The sequence below is a fragment of the Bradyrhizobium sp. genome (genome assembly GCF_019244115.1).
In the GTDB taxonomy this organism is placed as follows: Bacteria; Pseudomonadota; Alphaproteobacteria; order Rhizobiales; family Xanthobacteraceae; genus Bradyrhizobium.
On sequence record NZ_JAFATE010000573.1, the window covers coordinates 1 to 2,359 of the forward strand.

General features: G+C 63.5%; 2 protein-coding genes. Both read left to right on the top strand.

What is annotated here, in order from left to right; all coding sequences use genetic code 11:
- Positions 1 to 169 precede the first annotated feature (169 nt).
- Positions 170 to 1,270 (top strand): LLM class flavin-dependent oxidoreductase, encoded by a 1,101-nt coding sequence (locus JOZ76_RS25360; RefSeq protein ID WP_291703291.1) that lies wholly within the window; start codon positions 170 to 172, stop codon positions 1,268 to 1,270.
- Positions 1,271 to 1,455: 185 nt separating this feature from the next.
- Positions 1,456 to 1,878: a hypothetical protein gene (locus tag JOZ76_RS25365; protein ID WP_291703293.1), complete on the top strand. Its 423-nt coding sequence runs from the start codon at positions 1,456 to 1,458 to the stop codon at positions 1,876 to 1,878.
- Positions 1,879 to 2,359: the final 481 nt, after the last annotated feature.

Below are 2,359 nucleotides of genomic sequence, written 5' to 3' on the forward strand. Positions count from 1 at the left end.
CCGCAGCACAGCAACGATTGTGCGCATCATGCAACGTGCTAGGCTTTGCCTGCCACGCGCGACGAGATTTGGAGGCCACCGGGATCCGATCGTCTGTTCTCGATGTTGTGCGTGAACGAACGCGTCGGCGAAACGGCGCGTCACAAGAGCAACAGCGAGAGGAAGACCCATGGAACTCGGATATTTCTCGATGCCCTCGCATCCGCCGGAGTGCGGCTTGAAGGAGGGCCAGGATTGGGACCTGCAGACGCTTCGGTGGCTTGACGAACTCGGCTACCAGGAGGCCTGGATCGGCGAGCACCACACCGCGCCATGGGAGCCGCATCCCGCGCCCGATCTCATCCTCGCGCAGGCGCTGCTGCAGACCAAAAATATCCGACTCGGCCCCGGTGGCTTCCTCTTGCCCTATCACCATCCCGCCGAGCTCGCCAATCGCGTCGCGATGCTCGACCACCTTGCGAACGGCCGGCTGAATTTCGGCGTCGCAGCTTCCGGCCTGCCGAGCGACTGGGCGATGTTCAATGTCGACGGCATGAGCGGCCAGAACCGGGACATGACGCGCGAGGCGCTCGACATCATCCTGAAACTGTGGAGCGAGCCGGCGCCGTTCACCTACAAGGGCAAATTCTGGACGGTGAACAAGCCGGACTCGATGTTCGATTTTCTCAAACCTCATCTCAAGCCGCTGCAAACGCCGCATCCGCCGATCGGCGTCGCCGGCCTGTCGAAAAACTCCGACACGCTGAAACTTGCCGGCGAGCGCGGCTTCATTCCGATGAGCCTCAACCTCAACCCGGCCTATGTCGGCAGCCACTGGGATTCGGTGGAGGCGGGCGCCGCCAAAACCGGACGCAAGCCGAGCCGGCGCGACTGGCGGCTGGTGCGCGAGGTGTTCGTCGCCGATACCGACGAGGAGGCGTGGAAGCTCTCGGCCGGCGACATGATGGGCCGCATGATGAGCGAATATTTTCTGCCGCTGCTCGGTCATTTCGGTTTCAAGGACTATCTGAAGCACGCGCCCGAGGTGCCCGACAGCGACGTGACGGTCGAATACTGCGCACGGCGCAACTGGATCGTCGGCTCGCCCGCGACGGTCACCGAAAAGATCGAGCAGATATGGCACGAGGTCGGCGGCTTTGGCGTGCTGCTGGTGTTCGGCTTCGACTACAAGCACAAGGCTGAGGCCTGGCATCATTCGCTCTCGCTGCTCAAGAATGAGGTGCTGCCGCGGCTAAAACATCTCGACGCCGGGATGCCCAAAGCGGCGTGAGTAAGGCGGCGCGGCGGAGTTTTGCCAAAAGTCTCCGCCGCGCGGCGCAGGCTCTGGTGGGAACGATTGCAGGGGGTCGCCGTTGTCGCGCGACCGCCTGGGATCGCTTGACGTGGGGGGGCGGGCCCGCGTGCAATGAAGCACCGGGCGCGTATGATGCTTCCAGCGTGCTGAGGAGAGCGTCGATGCAGACCAGGGTCAGGAAATTCGCCCACTTTCTCGAACGCACCGGCCTCGCGATGGCGGGCGCCGCCTGCGGCCTGTTCGTCGCCGCCCATGTCGGCTCCAGCGTCCCCTGGCTCACCAACCAGGCGTTCCTGCTGTTCATGATGCTGGTCGGCGCGGTCGGCTTCTATCTCGGCATCGATACGCCGCCGATGCCGCCGCAAGCGCAGGCGGCGAGCGCCCGCGCGCCGATCGACCAGGCCGAGTTCCTGAGCGCGGTCGGCACGTTTCTCGCGACCCTGACCGCGTTCGTCTCGGTCGGCGTCATCGTCTCGCGCGAGACGCCCGAGATGTTCTGGACCATCGTCATCATGCTTGGCTGGATGGCCGGCGTGGTGATGCAGATCATCGCCGGCGGGATCGCGAGCATGCGCGCGGCGTGACGCGGGCGAGCTTTTTCGGATTCAACGTTTCAAACAGCAAACTGAACTGTCATTGCCCGGCGTGACCGGGCAATCCAGTACGCCGCGGCCTATCGGCTCAAGCACGACCGCCTCTGGAATACTGGATGCCCCGCTTGAAGCGGGCATGACAGCCGAATAGGGGGCTGAAGCTGACCCACATCTTCGCCTTCCCGCGGCATGGTGTGCCCGAGTTGTGCATCATTCTCGCACCCTCGACATCAGAAGAGGGCGCAGGGAAGGCCGGGTGCAGGCCGCACCCATGGCCCGCCAGCAAATAGAAAAGCTGGCGGCAGTTACCACAGGATTGGCCGAACATCCCTTGGATTCAATCGGTCGTCGCAACGCCGGTTATTTTCATTGATGAGATCAGCTGGTCAAGCGCTTCGGCTGGAGTTTTCCAGCCCAGCGTCTTTCGAGGTCGGGCATTGAGAGCTTCAGCGACGGCGGATATTTCGTCGGC